The sequence below is a fragment of the Amycolatopsis dongchuanensis genome (assembly GCF_039542405.1).
In the GTDB taxonomy this organism is placed as follows: Bacteria; Actinomycetota; Actinomycetes; order Mycobacteriales; family Pseudonocardiaceae; genus Amycolatopsis_E; species Amycolatopsis_E sacchari.
Genome location: NZ_BAABIB010000172.1, coordinates 21,060 through 42,037 on the forward strand (window position 1 = coordinate 21,060; position 20,978 = coordinate 42,037).

25 protein-coding genes and 1 pseudogene are annotated in these 20,978 nt (G+C 71.8%); 21 read left to right on the forward strand and 5 right to left on the reverse strand.

The genetic code is table 11. The features are described 5' to 3' along the window. Nucleotides 1-13: 13 nt before the first annotated feature. Entirely contained in the window at nt 14-616 is a 603-nt protein-coding gene (locus ABFX51_RS39010) for a carboxyltransferase domain-containing protein (protein ID WP_346056879.1), read from the reverse strand. A 240-nt stretch (nt 617-856) separates the two neighbouring features. Between ABFX51_RS39010 and ABFX51_RS39015 the strand changes: the two genes are divergently transcribed. The 10 genes from ABFX51_RS39015 to ABFX51_RS39060 all read left to right on the forward strand — a co-directional run bounded on the left by ABFX51_RS39015 (nt 857) and on the right by ABFX51_RS39060 (nt 8,773). Beyond that, the gene (locus ABFX51_RS39015; RefSeq protein WP_346056881.1) at nt 857-2,377 is read left to right on the forward strand and encodes a PucR family transcriptional regulator; all 1,521 of its coding nucleotides are present in this window, start codon (nt 857-859) and stop codon (nt 2,375-2,377) included. Nucleotides 2,378-2,770: 393 nt separating this feature from the next. Further along, entirely contained in the window at nt 2,771-3,493 is a 723-nt protein-coding gene (pxpA, locus tag ABFX51_RS39020; RefSeq protein ID WP_027928922.1) for a 5-oxoprolinase subunit PxpA, read from the forward strand. A gap of 45 nt (nt 3,494-3,538) precedes the next feature. Further along, complete coding sequence (locus ABFX51_RS39025; protein WP_346056883.1) at nt 3,539-3,787, forward strand: acetyl-CoA carboxylase; 249 nt, start codon at nt 3,539-3,541, stop codon at nt 3,785-3,787. Further along, nucleotides 3,784-5,148 (forward strand): acetyl-CoA carboxylase biotin carboxylase subunit, encoded by a 1,365-nt coding sequence (locus ABFX51_RS39030; protein WP_346056885.1) that lies wholly within the window; start codon nt 3,784-3,786, stop codon nt 5,146-5,148. The genes ABFX51_RS39025 and ABFX51_RS39030 overlap by 4 nt, the downstream gene beginning before the upstream one ends. Continuing rightward, the gene (locus ABFX51_RS39035; protein WP_027928925.1) at nt 5,145-6,035 is read left to right on the forward strand and encodes a 5-oxoprolinase subunit B family protein; all 891 of its coding nucleotides are present in this window, start codon (nt 5,145-5,147) and stop codon (nt 6,033-6,035) included. Before ABFX51_RS39030 ends, ABFX51_RS39035 begins: the two co-directional genes overlap by 4 nt. After that, the gene (locus tag ABFX51_RS39040; RefSeq protein ID WP_346056887.1) at nt 6,025-6,990 is read left to right on the forward strand and encodes a 5-oxoprolinase subunit C family protein; all 966 of its coding nucleotides are present in this window, start codon (nt 6,025-6,027) and stop codon (nt 6,988-6,990) included. Before ABFX51_RS39035 ends, ABFX51_RS39040 begins: the two co-directional genes overlap by 11 nt. A 15-nt stretch (nt 6,991-7,005) precedes the next feature. Then, nucleotides 7,006-7,191, forward strand: coding sequence for a tautomerase family protein (locus ABFX51_RS39045; RefSeq protein WP_346056889.1), 186 nt, complete (start codon nt 7,006-7,008; stop codon nt 7,189-7,191). A 3-nt stretch (nt 7,192-7,194) separates the two neighbouring features. Beyond that, nucleotides 7,195-7,581 carry an SRPBCC family protein gene (locus ABFX51_RS39050; protein ID WP_027928928.1) on the forward strand — a complete coding sequence of 129 codons (387 nt, stop codon included), beginning with the start codon at nt 7,195-7,197 and terminating at the stop codon, nt 7,579-7,581. Between the two features lie 29 nt (nt 7,582-7,610). Beyond that, nucleotides 7,611-7,967 (forward strand): hypothetical protein, encoded by a 357-nt coding sequence (locus tag ABFX51_RS39055; RefSeq protein WP_346056891.1) that lies wholly within the window; start codon nt 7,611-7,613, stop codon nt 7,965-7,967. A 74-nt stretch (nt 7,968-8,041) separates the two neighbouring features. Continuing rightward, entirely contained in the window at nt 8,042-8,773 is a 732-nt protein-coding gene (locus ABFX51_RS39060) for an SDR family NAD(P)-dependent oxidoreductase (RefSeq protein WP_346056893.1), read from the forward strand. Between the two features lie 2 nt (nt 8,774-8,775). On the opposite strand, the gene ABFX51_RS39065 is transcribed toward ABFX51_RS39060, so the two are convergent. Next, entirely contained in the window at nt 8,776-9,972 is a 1,197-nt protein-coding gene (locus ABFX51_RS39065; RefSeq protein WP_346056895.1) for an FAD-dependent oxidoreductase, read from the reverse strand. A 106-nt stretch (nt 9,973-10,078) separates the two neighbouring features. Here ABFX51_RS39065 and ABFX51_RS39070 point away from each other — a divergent pair, with 106 nt between their 5' ends. The 9 genes and pseudogenes from ABFX51_RS39070 (at nt 10,079) to ABFX51_RS39110 (ending at nt 16,445) form a co-directional block, all read left to right on the forward strand. Continuing rightward, entirely contained in the window at nt 10,079-10,684 is a 606-nt protein-coding gene (locus ABFX51_RS39070; RefSeq protein WP_346056897.1) for a TetR/AcrR family transcriptional regulator, read from the forward strand. A 93-nt stretch (nt 10,685-10,777) separates the two neighbouring features. Further along, complete coding sequence (locus ABFX51_RS39075) at nt 10,778-11,416, forward strand: DUF6338 family protein (RefSeq protein WP_346056899.1); 639 nt, start codon at nt 10,778-10,780, stop codon at nt 11,414-11,416. Continuing rightward, nucleotides 11,416-11,556 carry a hypothetical protein gene (locus ABFX51_RS39080; protein ID WP_167499136.1) on the forward strand — a complete coding sequence of 47 codons (141 nt, stop codon included), beginning with the start codon at nt 11,416-11,418 and terminating at the stop codon, nt 11,554-11,556. The genes ABFX51_RS39075 and ABFX51_RS39080 overlap by 1 nt, the downstream gene beginning before the upstream one ends. Before the next feature lie 3 nt (nt 11,557-11,559). Next, nucleotides 11,560-14,544 carry a CHAT domain-containing protein gene (locus ABFX51_RS39085; RefSeq protein ID WP_346056901.1) on the forward strand — a complete coding sequence of 995 codons (2,985 nt, stop codon included), beginning with the start codon at nt 11,560-11,562 and terminating at the stop codon, nt 14,542-14,544. Nucleotides 14,545-14,745: 201 nt separating this feature from the next. Then, on the forward strand, nt 14,746-15,249 hold the full coding sequence (locus ABFX51_RS39090; protein ID WP_346056903.1) for a CHAT domain-containing protein: 504 nt from the start codon (nt 14,746-14,748) through the stop codon (nt 15,247-15,249). A 29-nt stretch (nt 15,250-15,278) separates the two neighbouring features. Next, nucleotides 15,279-15,455, forward strand: coding sequence for a CopG family transcriptional regulator (locus tag ABFX51_RS39095; protein WP_378332468.1), 177 nt, complete (start codon nt 15,279-15,281; stop codon nt 15,453-15,455). Next, nucleotides 15,452-15,629 (forward strand): annotated as a pseudogene (locus tag ABFX51_RS39100) (type II toxin-antitoxin system death-on-curing family toxin); the annotation flags it as partial. The gene ABFX51_RS39095 and the pseudogene ABFX51_RS39100, both read left to right, overlap by 4 nt. A 188-nt stretch (nt 15,630-15,817) precedes the next feature. Further along, nucleotides 15,818-16,048 (forward strand): type II toxin-antitoxin system CcdA family antitoxin, encoded by a 231-nt coding sequence (locus ABFX51_RS39105; protein ID WP_346056906.1) that lies wholly within the window; start codon nt 15,818-15,820, stop codon nt 16,046-16,048. Continuing rightward, a complete protein-coding gene (locus ABFX51_RS39110) occupies nt 16,041-16,445 on the forward strand; it encodes a type II toxin-antitoxin system VapC family toxin (RefSeq protein WP_346056908.1) in 405 nt (134 codons plus the stop codon). Before ABFX51_RS39105 ends, ABFX51_RS39110 begins: the two co-directional genes overlap by 8 nt. 81 nt (nt 16,446-16,526) lie before the next feature. Here the strand turns inward: ABFX51_RS39110 and ABFX51_RS39115 are convergent, their stop codons facing one another. From ABFX51_RS39115 to ABFX51_RS39125, 3 genes are all read right to left on the reverse strand, one after another. Next, nucleotides 16,527-17,162 (reverse strand): hypothetical protein, encoded by a 636-nt coding sequence (locus tag ABFX51_RS39115; protein ID WP_346056910.1) that lies wholly within the window; start codon nt 17,160-17,162, stop codon nt 16,527-16,529. 135 nt (nt 17,163-17,297) lie between these two features. Beyond that, entirely contained in the window at nt 17,298-18,284 is a 987-nt protein-coding gene (locus tag ABFX51_RS39120) for a transketolase family protein (RefSeq protein ID WP_346056912.1), read from the reverse strand. After that, the gene (locus ABFX51_RS39125; RefSeq protein WP_346056914.1) at nt 18,281-19,144 is read right to left on the reverse strand and encodes a transketolase; all 864 of its coding nucleotides are present in this window, start codon (nt 19,142-19,144) and stop codon (nt 18,281-18,283) included. Before ABFX51_RS39125 ends, ABFX51_RS39120 begins: the two co-directional genes overlap by 4 nt. 93 nt (nt 19,145-19,237) lie before the next feature. On the opposite strand from ABFX51_RS39125, the gene ABFX51_RS39130 reads away from it, so the two are divergent. Continuing rightward, the gene (locus tag ABFX51_RS39130; protein WP_346056916.1) at nt 19,238-20,032 is read left to right on the forward strand and encodes an IclR family transcriptional regulator; all 795 of its coding nucleotides are present in this window, start codon (nt 19,238-19,240) and stop codon (nt 20,030-20,032) included. A gap of 123 nt (nt 20,033-20,155) precedes the next feature. Further along, complete coding sequence (locus ABFX51_RS39135; protein WP_346056918.1) at nt 20,156-20,947, forward strand: SDR family NAD(P)-dependent oxidoreductase; 792 nt, start codon at nt 20,156-20,158, stop codon at nt 20,945-20,947. The last annotated feature ends 31 nt before the right edge of the window (nt 20,948-20,978 follow it).

Consider the following 20,978-nt stretch of genomic DNA (forward strand, 5'->3'; position numbering starts at 1 on the left):
CGCCCTCCGGCGTTCAGCCCCGCGCCGGGTTGTATTTCGGCGCGATGATCTCCGACCGCGGATCCAGCGGCAGCAGCGACGGCAGGCCCGGGTAGAAGCCGGTGAACGCGTTCCACCACTCCGTCCGCAGGATCCGTTCGCCGAACGCCTCCCGGTTCGGCAGTCCGTTGTAGCGCACCAGGTAGTCGATGTTGTTGCCGTCCACGACATTCGGCGCGTCGGGGCGGGTGCTGATCCGGTAGCGGTTGACGGCCTCGCGGGACGCGGAGTCGTCGAAGGCGATGGGCAGCGTCAGCCGCCGGCTCGGCAGCACGATCGACGCGGGCTCCGGGATGTCGTCGTGCAGCTCCTCCAGCGCGGCCACGACCCGGTCCTGGCCGATGACGGCGGGATCGTAGTAGACCAGCAGCGATCTCAGCCCGGGCGCGACTTCCAGCACACCACGCACGGGGTGGTCGGCGAGGCGCTGCGCCGAGGCGTGCGCGAAGAAGTTGACGCTGAGGTCGACGGGGATGGTGTGCCCGTACTCGACGAGCACCGCCCGGTCGCCCGCCGTCCGGTAGGTCACTTTCGGACGGCCGGCACGGGGTTCGGCAGTGGTGATGATCGCCGACATCCCTGGAACCTCCCTGTCCGCTCGCTGATCCCGGTCCGGATTCTCCCCGGCCGGAGGGTTCCGGTTCGTTCTCCGGTTTGTACAGATCGCCGCGGGGTGTTGTCCAGCTTGAGATTCCGCCTCTTCGGCGCCGCCATCGCTTGGCCGTCGTTCAACCCGCGCGCCCGCCGGAGCGGTTTACGATTCCTGGCCACCACCACCACACCGCCGGGCCGGCAGGCCAGCACTCGGGAGGCAAGGATGCCGCTCACCGTCGAGAAACTCCTCGACCGACCGGACCTCAAGCTGTCGCAGGTCGCGGGGTCGCCGGAAGCCTGTCGCAGCGCGGTGACCTGGGCCTTGATCAGCGAACTGCCCGATCCCTCGCCCTACATCGACGGCGGGGAACTCGTGCTGACCACCGGCTCGCGCCTGGCGCCCGGCTTCGCCGAACGACGGGAGTACGTGCGGCGGCTGGCCCAAGCCGGGGCGGTCGCGCTCGGGTTCGGGGTGAGCTCGTTCTACCCCGACGTGCCGGAGGACCTGGTCGCCGCGGCCGAGGAGACCGGCCTGCCGCTGCTGTCGGTTCCCCATGACACCGGATTCGCGGCCATCAGCAGGGTCGTCGCCGACTTCATCTCCGACGAACGGCAGAAGGAACTCACCTACGCCGTCGCCGCTCAACGGGACCTCACGCGCGCTTCGCTGTCGTCCTACGCCGCCCGGGCCATCGTCGAGCGGCTCGCCAAGGCGCTGCGCGGCTGGACGGTGCTCCTCGACGTCGACGGGGCGGTGCGCGCGGGCGCGCCCGCCGGGCGCATGCACGTGCCCCGCATCCGCATCGAACTGCCCCGGCTGCGGGAACGGGGCACGTCCTCGAGCCTGAGCATGACCGTCGCCGGTGAGGCCGTGGTGCTGCTGCCGCTCACCGTCCGCGGCCGGATCCGCGGATTCCTCGCGATCGGCCGGTCCACGCCCTTGACCAGCGCCGAGCAGAGCATCGTCACGACGGCGGTGTCCCTGCTGTGCGCCGACCTGCACAGCGCCTGGGGAGTCCTGGACAGCGAGCGCAGGCAGCGGCTCGCCGTCTTCAAAGCCGCCGTGGAGGGCGACATCCGCCTGGCCGCCTCGATCGGCCACGCGCTGGGCACCGACCTGCCCGAAGGGGACCTGCGGGTGGCCATCCTCGGCGTGCCCCCGGGCCACGAGCTGGAACTGCTCGAACACGCCGAGGGCGACTACGGGTTGCGGAACGTGTGCGCGCTCGTGGCGGAGTGGGAGCGCGGGCGGGTGGTCGTCCTGATGCCACCCGCCGAAGGCGACACCCGCACACTGGAAGCGCTGCTGCGCCGCATCCCCCTCGCCCGCGGCGCGGTCAGCGACCCCACTCCCGCCAAGGACCTGCCCGAGGCGTGGCGGCAGGTCCGATCGGTGTTCAACAGCGCGCCCGGAACCGCCGGGAGGCTGACCAGTGCCGGGGACGTCGCCACCGCCGGTTTGATGCGTCACCTCGACACGGACGAAGCGCGCGGGTGGGCCTCGGCCCTGCTCGCGCCACTGACCGACAAGAAGAACAACTCCAAGGTGGACCTACGCCACACGCTGCGGACCTTCCTGGCCCACAACGGCCAGTCCGACGCGTCCGCCTCGGCCCTGGGCATCCACCGGCACACGCTGCGGTACCGGATGGGCAAGGTGGTCGAAGCGCTGGGGCGGGAGATCGACGATCCGACGACCCGCGCCGAGCTGTGGATCGCCCTGCAGCTCGATGACCAGCTCTGACGTCCGCCGGTACTCCCGAGTGGCACCGGCCGCCGCCGGGTTGTCCAAGATGCGCACTACCCGCCCCGCCGCACTTCGCCGAGTCTGTTCATCGCAAGAAGTTCAACGGTGAACCAGGAGGCGAAATGGGCACGGCACTGCATCCGCCGCAGTTGGTGACCGGCTCCCGCACCCTCTACCTCGTCTGGGTGCCCGCGGATCCGGACGCCGTAGACCCTGACCTGCAAGAGCCACCTGTGGACGTTCGACCTGGCCACCTGCAAAGGCATCAACCCCGGACACGCCGAGCTGGCGCGCTACCCGGTCAAGCTCGACGGCGACGACATCTACATCGACCCCGACGGCGACACCCCCAAGGTCGCCCACTCCTGACCAGACAAGGAATCCGGCACAATGGTTGCGATCAACTGCGACATGGGCGAGGCCTACAGCATCTACCGCTGCGGCGACGACGAGGGCATCATGCCCTACATCACGGTCGCGAACGTGGCGTGCGGTTTCCACGCCGCCGACCCGGTCGTGATGCGCAAGACCGTCGCCCTCGCCAAGGAACACTCGGTGAAGGTGGGCGCGCACCCGTCCTTCCCGGACCGGGACGGGTTCGGGCGCCGCGAGATGAAGCTCGACCCGGAGGAGCTGACCGCGTCCGTGGTCTACCAGGTGGGCGCGCTCAACGGTTTCCTCCAGGGCGAGGGAATGCCGCTGAACCACATCAAACCGCACGGCGCGCTCTACGGGCTGGCGTCCCGGGACGAGTCGGTGGCCGCCGCCATCGCCGCCGCCGCCGACGTCTTCGACGTCCCGCTCATGGGGATGGCCGGCACGGTGCACGAAAAGGTGTGGGGCCGTCGGCCGCAGGGCTTCATCGCCGAGTACTACACCGACCTCGACTACCGCGACGACGGCTCGCTCATCATCACCCGCGAGCACATCGCCTACGACCCCGCCCTCGCCGCCGAACGCGCGGTCCGCGCCGTCACCGAAGGCGTGGCCACCTCCGTCAACGGCAAGGACATCCCCATGCGGGCCGACTGCATCTGCGTGCACTCCGACACGCCGGGCGCGGTCGACCTGGCCAAGAGCGTCTACGAGGCGCTCAAGCCGTACCTGAGCTGAAACCTCCCCACCCGTCCCATCAACGAGTCACAGCGAGGTGCTCCGATGACCCGACACGAGGTCCTGTCCCCGATCCCCGGCGTCTTCTACCGCAAACCGGACCCGGACAGCCCGGACTACGTCAAACCCGGCCAGCACGTCTCCGCCGGGGACACGGTGGGCCTGGTCGAGGTGATGAAGTCGTTCTACCCGGTGGAGGCAGGCGCCGAGGGAACCGTCGTCGGCTTCGCCGCCGAGGGCGAGTCCGTCGTGGAGGCCGGGCAGGTCCTCGTGGTGCTCGAGGTCGAGTCGTGAAGCGCCTGCTGATCGCCAACCGCGGCGAGATCGCGGTGCGGATCATCCGGGCGGCCCGCGACCTCGGCATCGAAACCGTCGCGGTCGCCAGCGACGCCGACCGGCACGCCCAGCACGCCCTGCTCGCCGACACGGTCGTCAACATCGGCCCGGCCCCGGCCACCAAGAGCTACCTGGTGCCGGAGGCGATCGTGTCGGCGGCCCGGGACTCCGGCGCGGACGCGGTCCACCCCGGCTACGGGTTCCTGTCCGAACGGGCCGCCTTCGCGGCCGCGGTCGCCGACGCCGGCCTCACCTTCGTGGGGCCCGACGCCGACGTGATCGAGCAGATGGGCGACAAGGTGCGCGCCCGCCAGGTGGCGGCCGCCGCCGGGGTACCCACCGTGCCGGGCACCCCGGACGGTGTCGCCGACGTCGCCGCCGCGGTCGCCGCCGCGCGCGAGACCGGGTACCCGGTGATGCTGAAGGCCGCCGCCGGGGGTGGCGGCCGCGGGATCCGCGTCGTGGCCGACGAGGCCGAACTGGTGGCCGCGTTCCCGCAGGCCTCCGGCGAGGCGGCCAGCGCCTTCGGCGACGGCCGGATGTACCTCGAACGGTTCGTCCGCAACGCCCGGCACGTCGAGGTGCAGGTTCTCGGCGACGGGACCGACGCGATCCACGTGTTCGAGCGGGAGTGCTCCCTGCAGCGACGGCGGCAGAAGGTCGTCGAGGAGGCGCCCTCGCCGGGGATCGACGAGCGCATCCGCGCGGAGATGACCGCGGCGGCGGTCCGCCTGTGCCGCCAGGTCGGCTACCGCAGCGCGGGCACCTGCGAATTCCTGGTCGACGACGAGACCGGCGAGTTCTTCTTCATCGAGATGAACACCCGGATCCAGGTCGAGCACCCGGTCACCGAGTTGATCACCGGGATCGACCTGGTCGCCGAGCAGCTGCGCATCGCGGCGGGGGAGGAGCTCGGCATCCGGCAGAGCGACGTGACCGCGCGCGGGCACGCGGTCGAGTTCCGGGTGTGCGCGGAGAACCCGGACAAGAACTTCATGCCCGGCCCCGGCCGCATCGCCCACGTCCACCTGCCCGGCGGTCCGTGGGTGCGCACCGACACGTGGCTGGCGCCGGGCAGCCAGGTGTCGCCCTACTACGACTCCCTGGTGGCCAAGGTCGTGGTCTGGGGGCACGACCGGGCCACCGCGCTGGCGCGGTCCCGCCGGGCACTGTCCGAACTGGTCATCGACGGGGTGCCGAGCACCACGAGCCTGCTGCTGGAGTTGCTCGACGAGCCGTGGTTCGCCGACGGCAGCTTCGGCACCGGCACGCTCGAACAGTGGCTGGCCCAGCGCGCGGCGACGGGGGTGAGCGCATGAGCGGCGCCGCGGAAGCCCGCTACAGCTGGGGCGGTGACGAGCACATCTTCGTCGAGCTCGCCGAGTCGATGAGCCTGCGGGCCAACTTCCGCGCCATGGCGATCACGACGTCGCTGCGCGCGGACCGGCCCGACGGCGTGCTGGAGATCTGCCCGGCCAACGCCTCCTACCAGGTGCGGTACGACCCGGACGTCATCGAACCCGAGAAGCTGCTCGGGCACCTGCGCGACATCGAGCGGAAGGTCGGCGACGCCTCCGACTTCAGCCTCGCCACCCGCGTGGTCGAAATCCCCGTGCTGTACCGGGATCCGTGGACCACCGAGACGCTCATGCGGTTCCGCGACCGGCACCAGGACCCCGACGCCACCGACATCGAGTACGCGGCCAGGATCAACGGGCTCGCCGACGCCGACGAATTCATCCGCGTGCACTCCGGTTCCCCGTGGTTCACCTCGATGGTCGGGTTCGTGGCGGGACTGCCGTTCATGTACCAGATGGTGCCGCAGGAGCGTCAGCTCGTCGTCCCGAAGTACCTGCGCCCCCGCACCGACACCCCCAAGCAGACGGTGGGGCACGGCGGCTGCTTCGGGTGCATCTACTCCGTCCGCGGCGCCGGCGGGTACCAGATGTTCGGTATCACGCCCGCGCCGATCTACGACCCGTCGCAGTCCGCGCCGGACTTCGCCGACTTCATGGTCTTCTTCCGCCCCGGCGACATCGTGCGGTTCGCCCCGGTCGACCGGGACCGCTACGACGACCTGGTCGCCGAGGTCGAGGCCGGGACCTTCCGCATCCGTTCCCGGCCGGTCGACTTCGCGCTGAAACCGTTCCTGGACGACCCGGACGGTGTCAACACCCGCCTGCTGGAGGTGCTCCGTGCCGATTGAGCTGCGCAAACCAGGCCTGTCCACCACAGTCCAGGACACCGGCCGCAGCGGCTACTACGACGTCGGGATCCCGCCGTCCGGCGCGCTCGACCAGTACTCGCTGACGGTCGCCAACCGGCTGGTCGGCAACGAACCCGGCGCCGCCGCGCTCGAATGCGTCTACCTCGGGCCGGAACTGCTGTTCACCGAGGACGCCGTGGTGGCGATCACCGGCGCGGACCTGCCACCGCGGGTCAACGGGGAGGAGCGGCCGCTGTGGGAGGCGTTCCCCGTGCGGGCAGGCGACGTCCTGGACTTCGGCTACGTCAAACGGGGCGCGCGGGCCTACCTGGCGGTCGGCGGCGGCATCGACGTGCCCGTCGTGCTCGGCAGCCGCTCCACCTACGGTCTCGGCAAGCTCGGCGGGGTGTCCGGCGGCCCGCTGGTGCCCGGCGACGTGCTGCCGATCGGGCCCGGCGGCGGGACCCCCGGACGGTCGCTGCCCGACGAGCTCAGGCCCGCCCTGGCCAAGGAGATCGAGGTCCGGGTCGTGATGGGCCTGTACGACCACGTGCTCACCGGCGCCGGACGGCGCGGCTTCCTCGACACGACCTGGACGCTGACCCCGGTCGCCGACCGCGTCGGATTCCGGTACCAGGGCGGCGAGCTGGAGACGGTCGACCGAACACCGCCGTTCGGCGCCGGACAGGACCCGTCGAACATCGTCGACGCCCCGTACCCGATCGGATCCATCCAGGTGCCGGGCGGGGTGGAGCCGATCATCCTGCACCGGGACGCGGTGTCCGGCGGCGGCTACATGATGATCGCCACCGTCATCAGCTGCGACCTCGACCTGGCCGCCCAGTCCGCGCCGGGCACCCGCACCCGGTTCGTCGACGTCACCCTCGACGATGCGCTCGCCGCCCGCCGGGAGTACCGACAGCGGGGCCGTCGCGTCGCCGAACTCCTCGCCTAGAAAGGAAAAACCGCCATGCCACACGTCCGCATCGACTGGTTCCCCGGACGCACCGTGGAACAGAAGCGCGAGCTGGCCGAGGTGCTGACCCGCGAGATCTGCCGGATCGGCAAGTGCGCCCCGGACTCCGTGGGGATCGTGTTCACCGACGTGGCCACCGAGAACTGGGCCCGCGCGGGCAAACTCTTCGCGGACGGCTGAGCCGTGGCCACACTGCGCTCGCACGTGCTGGTCGACGCCGATCCTGACGCCGTCTGGAAGGTGGTCGGCGACGCGGCGAACATCGCTGACTGGTTCCCCGCGATGACCGCTTCCACCGGCGACGACACCCGCCGCACGGTCACCTTGCGCGACGGCGCGCGGCTGGAGGAGGAAGTGGTGACCCGCGACCCGGTGCTGCGGCGGTTCCAGTACCGGGTCGTGGGCGGCGACCTCGGCGTGGAGTCGCACCTGGGCACGGTCGACGTGATCGAGGTGCCCGGCGCGGGCTCGCTCGTCGTCTACAGCACCGAGATCGAACCCGCGTCCCTGGCCGGAGCGTTCGACGAGGCGATCTCCGAGGCGGTGGCCGGCTTGCCAGGGTTCCTGTGAGCCGGCCGGGTGCCGCGGAGTGCCGCCGCGTGTTCGGATGGCCGGTCCGGGGGTCCGATCTGGTCCTGGGAGCGGGTATCGGCGCGGCGGCCGTCCCACGGGCGCGGGCCGGGCAGGTGGTGGAGAACCTGGGACGCCAGGGCTGTCGCGCGGCGGCCCTGAGCGTCCCGCCGGTGGTGATCTTCCTGGCTGAGGCCGACGTCCTGCCCGGCGACCTGGACGGCCTGCCTGCCGACGTCCGGGTGCTCGCCTCCGGCACCGCCATCCCGTTGCCGGGCGCGCCGGGGCCCGCGCGGTGGCTCGTGCCGCCCGACCCGCGGCAGCGCTGGCTGCCGAGCCTGACCGCCGTCCTGGCCGCCGCCCGGGTGGCGAGTTACTGCCGCTGAAGCCGCGGCCGTGGCGGCGATGCACGGCGTGGCGCTTCCCGCGGGCGGCGGGCACGTAGCACGCTGGCGGCACCATGGCACGCATCTTCATCACCGGTTCCGCCGACGGCCTCGGCCGCCTGGCCGCCCAGACCCTGCTCGACGACGGGCACCAGGTCGTCCTCCACGCCCGCAACCACGCACGGCTCACCGCGGTGTCCGCGCTCATCGACCGGGGCGCCGAGGCCGTCACCGGGGACCTGTCCGATCCCGGGCAGACCCGCGGGGTCGCCGAGCAGGTGAACGCCCTCGACCCGGTGGACGCGGTGATCCACAACGCCGGCGTCTACACCGGCGCGCGCATCCTGCCCGTGAACGTCGTCGCCCCCTACCTGCTGACCGCGCTGATCCGGCGTCGAGCGCGGCTGATCTACCTCAGCAGCGGCATGCACCACGGCGGGCGGGCGGACGTGCGTGGCCGGGACTGGGCGGGCCGGCGCGCGACGGCGTCCTATTCGGACAGCAAGTTGTTCGTGACGGCGCTGGCGTTCGCGGTCGCCCGGCTGTGGCCCGGCGTGTCCGTGAACGCGGTCGACCCGGGCTGGGTGCCGACGAAGATGGGCGGCCCCGGCGCCCCCGACGACCTCCGCGAGGGGCACCGCACCCAGGAATGGCTCGCCACAAGCGACGACCCGCGCGCCCGCACCACCGGCGGCTACTGGTACCACCAGCAGCCGCGCGAGCCGCACGCGGCCGCCAGGGACGAGCGGTTCCAGGACGAGCTCGTGTCCGAGCTCGCGGCCTTCACCGGCACCCGCCTGGCGTAGAGCTAGACCGCCCGCTCCGCGCGGTCGATCTCGTCGAGCTGGTCGAGGATCTCACGGGGAGAGGACTCGCCGACGACCTTCTGCAGCAGCGGCGTGTGGTCGAGGACGAGGTCGCGCAGGGCACGCAGCGGGCGCGGCGCGTGGTGGAACACCTTGCCCAGCAGCCACGCCTGCTGCGACTGCCGCGCCGTGTGCGGTTTGCGGGGCGTCTCGAACGCCTCCAGCGCGCGGCGCACCGCGGCGTAGCCCGACAGGTCGACCCCGGCCAGCCTGCGGCCGAGGAAGTAACCGTCCTCAATGGCCATTCCGGCGCCGTAGGCGGCGTAGGGCGAAGTCGGGTGCGCCGCGTCGCCGACGAGAGTGGCGCGGCCGCGCGACCACTGCTTCAACGGCTTGCGATCGCGCAGGACCCAGCGTTGCAGGTGCTCTGGCGGCGTGGCGGCGATCAGGCGCGGCAGCGGCTCGGCGAACCCGGCGGCCAGGGCGGTGGCGGTGGCATGCAGGTCCCCGGTGAACTCGGCGGCCGCGTCGTGCGCGGTGAGCACCCACCACTGGAATCCGTCGCGGCCCTGGTGCCGGATCGAGGTCCAGCTGCCCTGCACCGTGCGGTCGTGGGACACCACGCACAGGCCGCGTTCAGCGGTTGCGTCGAAGGTGTAGCCGCCGAAGATGTGCAGGTGGTGCTCCCGCTTCGGCGACTCGCCCCACAGGGTGCGCCGGACCAGCGAGTCGATCCCGTCCGCGCCCACCACTACGTCGGCCTCCAATACCTCACCATCGGCGAGAGCCAGGGACACCCCGTTCTCATCCTGCTCGACCGTCTGAACAGGACAGTCCACGCGCAGGACACCGGGCGGGAGCGCGGCCAGCAGGCGCTCGTACAACGCGGGCCGGAGCAGCCCGATGAACCCGCCGCCGTAGTCGCGCACCACCTCGGCGGGCAGGTTTATCGACGCGCGGGTGCGGCCGGCGGCGGTGCGGAACTCCGAGTGGCACGGCGCGCCCAGGTCGGTCGCGTCGACGCCGAGCAGGCCCAGCGCCTTGATGGGCGGTGGCCACAGGTTGAGGATGTTGCCCGCCGGCCGGGCCCGCGGGTAGCGCTCCAGCAGGACGACGTCGTGGCCGGCCTGGCGCACGGACAGCGCGGTCGCCATCCCGGCCGGGCCGGCGCCGATCACGGCGACGCGGTGGGTGGTCATGGTCCGGCTCCTCGTCGAGTCGAAGGTCAAACCGTAGCGACCGATACGATCTGACGGAAGAATGAAGTGCGCGCTACGCTTCTGTCAAGCTCGGGAGAGGAGAACAGTGGGCAGTCCGGTGATCCGCCCGCCGCGGCAGAAGCGCACCCGGGAGGCGTGGAACCGCGTGCTCGACGCGGGTGTCGCCCTGCTGGAAGAGGGCGGCTACGAGGCCTTCACCATCGCCGCGGTCTGCGAGCGGGCGGGCGTGGCGCCGCGGGCGCTCTACGACCGGGTCGACGACAAGGACGCGCTGTTCCTGGCCGTCTACGAGCACGGCATCGCCCGGATCCGGGCCGACCAGGAGGTGTTCACCGACGCCGGGCGCTGGGACGGGCTGGCCCCCGAACGGCTCGTGCGGGACGCGGTCGGCGAGCTCGACGGGATCTTCACCCGGCACGCGAAGTTCCTGCGGTCGGTGGTGCTCATCTCCGGCGCCGACGCCGAGATCCACCGCCGCGGCGCCCGGTACAGCCGGGAGGTGGGGGAGCGGTTCGCCGAGGTCGTGCTGCGCGCACCCGTGACGCACCCGGACCCGCCCGCGGCGGTCCGGCTGGTGTTCACGATGTTGTTCTCGACCATGGTGGTGCGCACCGCTTACGGGCCGGAGTTCCCCGGCGGGCTGGACGGGCTGGACCTCGGCGCCTTCGCCGTGCGGTACCTGCTGGGCTGAGCCGACGTTCGGGGGAAACCGCGCGGTTCCGCGCCGCGCAGGGAGGCGTTGCCGCTAGCGTGATCATGCCCGCGCGAGGGAGGGGATGAGGCGATGCAGGCACCGTCGACGGTCGTGCAGCTCGCGCTGCTCGTCCTCCTCGTGCTGCCCGGCATCACCTACCAGTTCGTGCGGGAACGCCGGCGCGGGCCGGTGCCGGGGGAGCGCGACCTCGGCGAGCGCGTCCTGCGGGCCATCGTCGCCTCCATCGCCCTCGATGCCGCGTACGCGATCGTCGCCGGGCCCGCGCTCGTCCGCCTCGCCAAGGGCACCGGGTCTGGCGACTGGACCGGTTTCACCCAGCAGCCCCGCCTCGTCGGCGCGGTGGCCGTGCTGCTGTTCCTCGTCGTCCCGGCGCTCGCGGCCGCCGCCGTGTCGCTGGTGGAACGCCGCCGTCGCGGCTCGCGATACCTGCGCACCCCCACCGCCTGGGACCACGCCTTCCGCGACCGCGAACCGTGCTTCATCCGCGTCCGCCTCAAGGACGGCAACTGGGCGGGCGGCTGGTACGGCCACCGCTCCTACGCCTCCTCCTACCCGCACCCGCCCGAGCTGTACCTCGAATCGGCGCGCGTGATGGGCCCGGACGGCACCTTCGGCGCTCGCGTCCAGGGGACCGCGGGCCTGCGGCTGCGGGCGGAGGACTTCGACGTGCTCGAGTTCGTCGAATCAGGCCAGGGAAAGGAGAACTGATGGAGCACGAACTCACGCCCGAGGAGGCGGAGATCCTGCGCACAAGCGTGTCGCGTGGTTACACGCCCAAGCGCGAGGTCACCGAACCCGACGAGCCGCCCGCCGGATCCGCGGGCACCTCGCAGGCCGCCGAGGACTGACCCGTGACCGGCTGGGGGGAGCGGTTCTGGGACGCGTTCCGGGTGGCCCGGCACAGCCCGGACCCGGCCTCGGTCCAGACGGCGATCGAGTACGGCCGCAAGGCGCTCGCAACCGTGGACGGCGACGAGCGCACCACGTACCTGTCCAACCTGGGCGGCCTGTTGCAGACCCGGTTCCACCAGACCGGCGACCTGACCTACCTGCAGGAAGCCGTGGACGGGCTGATGGAGGCGGTCCTGCTGTCGGCGGACCGCCCGGCCGAGGAAGCCTCCCACGCCAACAACCTCGGCATCGTGATGCACACCGCGTTCCAGCACAACCAGAACCCGGACACGCTGGACGAGGCGGTGTGGTGGAGCCGGCGCGCCGTCGACGGCGCGGCGCCCGAGGACAAGGCCGACTACCAGGACAACCTCGTCGTCGCGCTGCTGACCGTCTTCACCGCCACCGGCGACGAGTACGCGCTGCGGGAAGGCATCCAGCAAGCCCGGGACGCGGTGCGCAACGCGCCGAACGACGAGATCACCAGCCGCAGCCTGCACTTCCTCGCAGTCCTGCTCCGCCGCTGGTTCACGCACACCGGCGATCCCGCGGTCCTGCCCGAAGCCCTCGACGCGGCGCGGCGCGGCGTCGAGCTCACCCCAGCCGGCTCGGCCGAGCAGCTGGACCGTCTGGCGTTCCACTGCCAGCTGCTTGACGACCGCCACCGCCTCACCGGCGCCCGGGACGACCTGGCCGAGCTGCTCGAAGCCCGCACGACCCTGCTCGCGCTCACCCCGCCCGGCGACCCGCGGTACTCGCGGTTCTCCACGAACCTGCTGTTCACGCGACGCGCCTGGACCGCGCTCACCGGCGAGCCCGCCGAACCGGTGAGCAGCGGGAGCCTGGCCGAGCGCGCCGGGGTGGAGGCCGAGACGTGCGGGATGCTCGCCGCCGAGTTCGGCCGGACCCGGAACCCGGAACTGCTGGAACGCGCCATCCGGCACGGCCGCGCCGCGATCGCCGCCACCCCGGCCGGGCACCCGCACCGGGCCGAGCGGCTGGACCACCTCGCCGCGGCGCTGGCCCAGCGCGGCGAAGCGTTCGGCGACCTGGACGCGCTCACCGAATCCGCGGCGCTGCAACGGGAAGCGGTCCGGTACACGCCGACCGCGGATCCGCGGCGGCCCCAGTACCTGGGCAACCTCGTCGTCGCCCTGAACGCGCTGTTCCTCGCCACCGGCGAGCTAGCACCGCTGACCGAGGCGATCGACGCCGCCCGTGAAGCCGTCGCGACGACGGCCGGGCACCGCGACCACCCAGTGCTGCTCGCGAACCTCGCCGCGACCCTGCACCGCCGCTTCCGCGTCACCGGCGAGCTGCGGATGCTGACCGACGCGCTCGACGTCGCGCGCGAATCCGTCCGCCTCGGCGCCGGCCGCGTGGCCGGGCACGCCAGCCACCTGGGCAACCTCGCCACCATGCTGTCCGACTGGTTCGAGCGGACCGGCCGGGCCGAAGCGCTCGACGAGGCCATCCGCGTCCACCGCGCCGCCGTCGACGCCACCGCGGCGGACGACCCCGACCGTGCGCTGCGCCTGGCGAACCTGGGTGGCGTCCTGGGCACCGCCTACGCCCGGTTCGGCAACCAGACCGCCTTGCGCGACGCGATCGCCGCCCGCCGCGCGTCGGTGGCCGCGGCCGCCGAGGGCAGCCCGGAGCGAGCCGGTTACGTCACCGGCCTCGCCGGTGCGCTGCACGACTGGTTCGCGCGCCCCGGCGCCGGTGAGGAGGATCCGCCTATCCTCGACGAGGCCGTCGCATTGGCGCGCGAAGCCGTGCGGGCGCGGGAGGGCGAGTCGTTCTCGCGGACGACGACGCTGAGCACGCTGGCCGACGCGCTGCGGCTGCGGTTCCGGCGGTTCGGCGACCGGGACGCGCTCGCCGAGGCGCTCGCCGTGTATCGCGAGGCCGCGCTGTTCGCCGGCTCCCCCACGGTCCGGCGGGTGGAGGCGGCCGACAGGTGGGGGGAGCTGGCCGCCGAGGGCGGGTTGCCCGCGTCCGCGGCCGAGGGCTACGCCGTCGCGGTCGGTCTGCTGCCCCAGCTCGCCGGCCGCCGGCTCGACCGGGGTGACGCCCAGTACTGGCTGGGCCGGTTCGCCGGGCTCGCGGCCGACGCCGCCGCGTGCGCGCTCGACGCGGGCGACCCGGAGGGCGCGGTGACCATGCTGGAGTCCGGCCGCTGCGTGCTCGCGGCTCAGGCGCTCGACAGCCGCGGCGACCTGTCCGAGTTGCGGGAGCGGTCGCCCGAGCTGGCGGCGGAGTTCGAGGCGCTCGGCGCGGAGTTCGAAACCGACACCAGCCGGGACCGCCTCGCGCTCGCCGGGGAACTGGAGGAGCTGGCCGCGCGGATCCGGGAACTGCCCGGGCTGGACCGGTTCCTGCGGCCGCCGTCGCTCGCCGACCTGACCGCGCAGGCGCACGAGGGCCCGGTCGTCTACGTCAACGTGAGCGGCTACCGGTGCGACGCGGTGATCCTCACCCCGGACGGCGTGCAGGTCCGGCCGCTGCCTGACCTGAGTTCAGAGGCGCTGCGGCAACGGGTGCGTTCGTTCCGCGCCGCGCTCGCTGCGGAGCCGGACTCGCGGTTGTTCGCCGAGCGCACGATCCACGAGACGCTGGAATGGTTGTGGGACACCGTGGCGGGCCCCGTGCTGGACTCGCTCGGTGCGGCGTCGCGGATCTGGTGGGCGCCGGTCGGGGTGCTCAGCCTGTTGCCGCTGCACGCCGCCGGTCACCACCGCGACGGCGGTCCCACGGTGGTGGACCGGGTGATCTCGTCGGTGACGCCGACGGTCCGGGCGCTGGCCCACGCGCGGGCGCAGCGACGGGGAGGTGGTGACCGGCTGCTCGTGGTCGCGATGCCGTCCACACCGGACGGTCCCGACCTGCCCGGCGCCCAGGCCGAAGCGGAGTTCCTCGCCGCCCGGGCAATACCGCTAAGTTAGTACGTTTTACCTGGTCAGGGCGTTACCGGAGGCTCTGTTCAGTCGTTCCCGCCGGTTAGGCGGTTCTCCACTTGAGACAGTCGCCGTTGCGGTTGAGGGGAATCTTCAATTGAGGCAACTGTTCTGTCGGGGTGTGACCGCTCTGTGGGCGACGCCTCCAAACGCCTCTGAGCTGCGGAAACTCGCCTAAACTTAGCGGTATTGGCCGCCCGGGTGGCCGGCGCCACGGTGCTGACCGGCCGCGACGCCACCCGGGAAGCTGTGCTGGACGCGCTGCCGAGCGCCGGCTGGGTGCACTTCGCCTGCCACGGCTACAGCGACCCGGCCAACCCGTCGGACAGCCACCTGGTGCTGCACGGTCAGGCGCCGTTGCGGGTGGTCGACGTGTCCCGCCTCCGCCTGTCCGGCGCGCAGTTCGCATACCTGTCGGCCTGCGACACGGCCCGCACGACGGAAACCCTGTCCGACGAGGCGATCCACCCGGCGGCGGCGTTCCAGATCGCCGGATTCGCACAGGTGGTGGGCACGTTGTGGCGGGTCGACGACGCCCTCGCGCCGTCGTTGACGCAGCAGATCTACACCGACCTGCTCTCGTCCGGAGCCCAAACCGCGGCCGCGGCGGTGCACCGGACGATCCGCGCGCTACGGGACCGCTACCCGAACCTCCCATCCCTCTGGGCAGCCCACGTCCACTCCGGCGCCTGAGCATGCTGGTATCAAATGGCCGTGTGGAGATGACTGTGCACCTGACGGCGGAGCAGGAGCGCGCGCTCGCGATGCTCGCCGAGGCCCAAGGCATCAGCGAGCACGAGGCGGCGGTGCGCGCGATCATCGAGGCCGCGGCGCGCCGGGCTCTGTTCGCGAAGGGGTGGAGCCGGCACGCCTCGTTGCTCGACCGGCTGGCCCAGTGACGAGCCACTACCTCGATCTGGAGGACCTGCTCACTGTCGCACCGGATCTGGGAGTGCCTGATGGACTCCGCAGCGCACCGCCCGAAGGTGTCGGTGCTGGGGCAGGCCGCCTACCCCGGACTCCATGACAAGGCTGCCGTCCTGCTCGAGTCGATCCTGCGCAACCATCCGCTCCACCGGCGCGTTCCAGTACGCGGAGGCCGCGGAGCGGTTGGCCCTGCCGCGATTGTGCAACGGCACTCTGGGTGGCAGTGGTCAAATCCCCATTTACTGGAGGACGTCGGAACCAGACCGCCTGTACCGCAATCTGCATACCAGAATCGGGACCGTGAGTGCCTCATGCATGTGTGTATAGTGTGTGTATGGCGAGGTTGAACGTCTATGTGCCCGATGAGCTGGCCGCACGCGCCAAGGCTGCGGACCTGAACGTATCCGCGCTGGTGCAGGCGGCGATTTCGGACGAGCTGCAACGCCGCGCCACGGACGCCTGGCTGGACGCCCTCCCGTCGCCGCGGCGAACAGTCTCGCACGAGGCTGCTGTCGAGGCTTTGGACGGCGCTCGCGCGGAGCTGGCCGGTGCCGAGGATGAGTGACGCACCGGCGGAAATCGCGGTCCTGGACGCGTCGGTGCTCGTGGACTTGCTGGCCGGCACCGACTACGCCGCCGCCGCGAAGAAGCGGCTCGCCGGTACCGTCCTGCACGCGCCGGCGCACCTGGATGCCGAGGTCCTGTCCGCGTTGGGATGGCTGGAGCGTGCCGGTGAGCTGCCTGCTTCCGAGGTCGACGTGGCGCTGAACGCGTTGGCCACGATCCCCCTCACGCGGCATCCGGTCGTCGAACTCGCCGCCGGCGCCTGGGCGCGCCGGTCTGACCTCCGGCTCGCTGATGCGCTCTACGTCGAGCTCGCTGCGCGCCTGCACGCGCGGGTTATCACGACCGATCACCGTCTCGCCCGGGCGACCTCCCTGGCCGAAGGGATCAGCCGGTAGTCGGCGCGCCACGGGCCTGAGCCAGCGCGACCCCTGCCAACGGTCCTCGACGGCTACGCGCCGACAAAGCGTCCTGGCGTTCTAGACGTTCGTCGGGCAAGCCCCGGTCGCCACGGTGATCGGGGCCTCCTCGTAGGCCTGCACCGGTGTCGTGCAGCCGGTGGGCACCAGGTGGTCGTCCTGCTGTACGTAGGTCACCCAGTACAGCGGCGCGAGCGCGAAGCTGGGCTCGTAGGTGCTCTGCCGCACCGCCGCGTCCGGCAGGCCGTCGGCGTTGAGGTCCCGCACGTCGGCCGCGACGCCCTCCACCGCGGTGTCCACCACCGTGATCTTCGTGTCCACCCGTAGCGCCGCGACGGCGGCGGAGTGCGCGCCGAACTCGAACGCGACGGCACACCGCCCCGCGCCGCAGAGGCCGGCCGTCACCCGCTCGTAGGGTTGCCCGTCGCTGCCGCGAACCTGCGTCGTGTCGACGAGGTGTGCGCCGTCCCAGTACGCCAGCACGTTGCCGCCGACTCCGTGCAGCCCGTCCAGCCGGTGCCCGCCCGGCAGCGCGGCCGAGAACATCGTCTCGCAACCCTGTTCGCAGCCCGGCACGACCGGCGGCGGCCCGGCAACCGGCGGTGGCGCAGGCCTCGTCATCTCAGCGGCCGACGGGATCGCCAACGTCAAGACGCCCAGCAAGGCCAGCACGCAGCGGCGAAGCCCCCTCTTCATGTGCTCCATTGTGACCCGTCCCGGCTCCGGGCGTTGTTCCGGACGTGGCGTGCTCGCCGATGTCGAAGAGGCGGTTGAAGTTGGACGGCACCGGGGCCCGTGCGTCCGCCCCGCCGGGCCCCGGCACCGGCCCGGTCAGCCCACCGCGGTCCGGGCGGCCCGGGCGATTCCGTCCGCGTCGAGGCCGTAGTGCCGGTACAGGTGCGTCGGCGGTCCGATCAGGGCGTACTCGTCGCGTAGCCCGTGTCGCACGACGCGTGTCGAAAGGCCCTGCTCGGCGACGACCTCGGCGACCGCACCGCCGAGTCCGCCGAGAACGCTGTGCTCCTCGACGGTCAGGATCACCGGCGTGCGCTCCGCGGCGGCGGACACCGCGGCGACGTCGAGCGGCTTCACGGTGTGCATGTCGAGCACACCGGCCGAGATCCCCTCGGCGTTCAGCATCGCCGCGGCGGACAGGGCGGGGTGCACCATCGATCCGGTGGCGATGATCGTCACGTCGCTGCCCGCCGCGTGCTCGACGGCCCGGCCGATGGTGAAGGCCCGGTCGTCGCCGCTGTAGACATCCGGGTCCTGTCCGCGGCCGATGCGGAAGTAGATCGGCCCGGGCCAGTCCGCCGCGGCGCGCAGAGCCGCGCGCAGCTGAGCCGCGTCGGCCGGGGCGATAACCGTCAGCCCGGCGATGCTGCGGGTGATGGCGAGGTCCTCGGTCGCGTGGTGGGAGGTCCCGTAGTAGCCGAGGGTGATGCCGGCGTGGTGGCCGATCAGCCGGACCGGGAGCTTGGTGTAGGCCACGTCGGTGCGGATCTGCTCGCAGGCCAGCAGCGCGAGGAACGAGGCGAACGTGGCCACGTAGGGCTGCCAGCCCGTGGTGGCCAGCCCCGCGGCGGTGGACACCATGTGCTGCTCGGAGATGCCGAACTGGACGTAGCGGTCCGGGTGGCGCTCCTGGAAGCGGACCAGGCCGTTGGAGTACTTCAGATCGGCGGTCCCCGCGACGATGGGATGCCCCTCGTCGACCAGTTCCGACAGGGTGTCGGCCAGGGCGTGCAGACCCGGGGCGCGGTCGAGCAGCGTCAGCAGGTGCCAGGATTCGGGCTGCAGCCCGGGTGCGACGCTCATCGGTTCCTCCGCAGCTCGTCGATCGCGTTGCGTTCGTCCTGCTCGGCGAGCCAGCCCAGGTGCCAGCCGAACTCGGCTTCCATGTAGGAGATGCCCTTGCCCTTCACGGTGTCGGCGATGATCACCACCGGGCTGGTGCGCGTGGTGTCGGCGACGACCTGACGCAGCAGCCCGAGCAGCGCGGCGACGTCGTGACCGTTGACCCGGTGCGCCTGCCAGCCGAACGCGCGCCACTTGTCCTCGAGCGGTTCGATCCCGGTGACGGTGTCGATGCGGCCGTCGAGCGAGTGGTCGTTGCGGTCCACGATCGCGATCAGGTTCGACACGCGGTGGTGCGCCGCGCCCAGCGCGGCCTCCCAGATCTGGCCCTCGTGCAGTTCGCCATCGCCCAAGAGGACGAAGACGTTGGAGTCGTACCCCTTCATGCGGGTGCCCAGTGCGATCCCCGTGCCGGTGGAGAGCGCGTGGCCGAGCGAGCCGCTGCTGAAGTCGATGCCCGGGATCCGGGTCATGTCCGGGTGGTCGCCGAAGGCGTTGCCCAGCCGCGTGTACTCGTCCAGCTCCGCCGGGTCGAAGAACCCCCAGTCGGCCAGGAGGGGGTAGAGCGTGGCCGCGGCGTGGCCCTTGCCGAAGAGGAAGCGATCCCGCTCGGGCCAGTCCGGCTCTCCTCGGCGCAGGCGCATCACGCCGTAGTAGAGCGTCGCGAGGATCTCCGCGCAGGAGAAGCCGGAGGCGTAGTGGCCGGTCTTGGCGATGGAGATCAACCGGACCGTCTCCAGGCGGGCGAACAGCGCGCGCTCGCTGATCGTGTCGATGAGGTCCGCGAGCGTGGGCTGCGGATCGTGCTTGACCACTGTCATGGAATCGCAAAGTACCGCTCAACGGTCATGCTGTCCATAGAACGAGAATCTTTTCTGCTGGTCGGCTTGTCCGGTGAGCGATAACATCTCGTGGTGGCGAATGACGGAAATGTGATGCTGGTGCGCAAGGTGGCGCAGGTGCTCGACCACCTGGCCGCGCAGGGTGAGGCGACCGCCGCGGAGCTCGCCGAGGCGCTGGGGGAGCCGCGCAGCTCGGTGTACCGGCTGTTGTCCAGCCTGCAGGCCGAGGGCCTGGTGGAACACGGATCACGGCGCGGCCAGTTCCGCCTCGGGTTCAAGCTGCTCACCCTGGGGACCGCCGTGGTGGCGCGGTTCGACGAGCGCGAGTTCGCCCAGCCGGTCCTGGAGCGGCTGCACGATCTGACCGGCGAGACGGTCTTCCTCTGCGTGCGCCGCGGGGACGCCGCGGTGTGCATCGAGCGGCTGGCGGGCAAACGGGTGCAGTCGCTGGCGCTGAAGCTCGGGGGATCGCTGCCGTTGCACGCGGGCGCGGCGTCCCGTGCCCTCCTGGCGTTCGCGCCGGAGATCGAATGGGAGGGCTACCTCGACCGCAACGTGCCCTTGTCGCGGTTCACCGCGTCCACGCCGTCCGAGCCCGGCGCGCTGCGCAAGGCGCTGCGGCAGGCGCGGGACGACGGGTACGCGCTCAGCGACCAGGACGTGACGGTGGGCGTGGCGGCGATCGGTGTCCCGGTCATCGACTACCGGGGGGAGGTCCGTGCCGCCGTCTCGATCAGCGGGGTGCGCGAGTCGATCCTGGGCGAGGATTTCGCCCGCTGGCGCGATCTGCTCCTCGAGGCGGGCCAGGAGGTGTCGCGTGCCCTGGGCTCTGAGCTCGCCGGCAGGAATCTCGCCCGGTTCGACTGAGCCTAGCGCCGAGTCCCCGCCTTCCTCAAATTCTCACCTACTAGACGACGCGTCCTTTGTATGATAATGTGTCTCTTGTTGTGGGGCTGTGGAGCCCCTGCCTGACGGCTGAGGGAGGCACTCATGGTCAACGATGACCTGTCCGGTCGGGTCGTGGTCGTCACGGGCGCGGGCGGCGGGATCGGACTCGCCTGCGCCCGGCACGTGCTGGACGCGGGCGGCCGGGTCGTGGGTGCGGACGTGCGGACCGGGCCACTCGAGGACCTCGCCGGCCCGGACCGGCTGCGGGCCGTGCACGCCGACCTGCGCGAGCCCGCCGCGGCCGAGAACATGATCTCGGCCGCGCTCGACGCGTTCGGGCGGGTCGACGTCCTGGTGAACAACGCCGGCATCGCACCCGTGCGGGACGGCTTCCTCGCCATCACCGACGCGGACTGGGACGCGACCCTCGGGCTCAACCTCATGGGTTACGTACGGGCCGCCCGCGCCGCCGTCGCCGTGATGCGCGAGGCCCGCGCGGGCGCCCTCGTCCACATCGCCTCCGAAGCGGCGCGCATGCCCAACCCCCGGCTACCGGACTACAGCGTGTCCAAGGCCGCGGTGCTGATGCTGTCGAAGGTGCTCGCCGCCGAGTTCGCACCCTTCGGCATCCGGTCCAATGTGGTCTCTCCGGCGTTCGTCCGCTCACCCATCTACGACCGTCCCGGTGGTCTCGCCGACAGCCTCGCCGAAGAGTTCGGTGTGGACCGGGAGACGGCCTTGCGCCGCTACGTCGAACTCAACGGCATTCCGCTGGGACGGCTCGGCACCGTGGACGAGGTCGCCGAGATGGTGACGTTCCTGGCCTCCGACCGCGCCGGTTTCGTGACCGGCGCCAACTTCTGCGTTGACGGCGGCGTGACCCCGGTCGTCTGACCCTCCGGCCGCCGCGTCCTCATCTTTCGAG